The sequence below is a fragment of the Umezawaea beigongshangensis genome (assembly GCF_016464305.1).
Lineage (GTDB): Bacteria > Actinomycetota > Actinomycetes > Mycobacteriales > Pseudonocardiaceae > Umezawaea_A > Umezawaea_A beigongshangensis.
Window position 1 is genome coordinate 1 of the sequence record NZ_JAEIOJ010000050.1, and the last position, 342, is coordinate 342.

Genomic DNA, 342 nt, shown 5'->3' on the forward strand with positions numbered 1-342 from the left:
GGCCGTGGACACGGTCGGGTGCGCCACAGCCAGGTGGTCCAGGAGTTGCCGACCAGCGGGCGAGTCCTGGACGGAGGCCCCGGTCACGATCACCGCGAGCAGCAGTCCGAGTACGTCGATGGCGATGTGCCGCTTGCGTCCCTTGATCTTCTTGCCCGCGTCGATGCCCTGGCTGGATCCGTTGACATTGCACGAGGTTTTCACACTCTGCGAGTCGAGGATCGCCGCCGTCGGCGTGACCATTCGTCCACCTGCGACACGAACACGGTCTCGCAGCAGATCGTGCAACGCCTCGGCGGTACCGTCGGCCTCCCACTTGGCGTAGTAGTCGTAGACAGTCTT

The 342-nt window shown here is 64.6% G+C and carries 1 protein-coding gene; it reads right to left on the reverse strand.

The annotated features are described in order from the left end of the window. Positions 1-342: transposase (locus IMZ35_RS30290; protein WP_199444634.1), on the reverse strand; the 342-nt coding region annotated here is incomplete at both ends.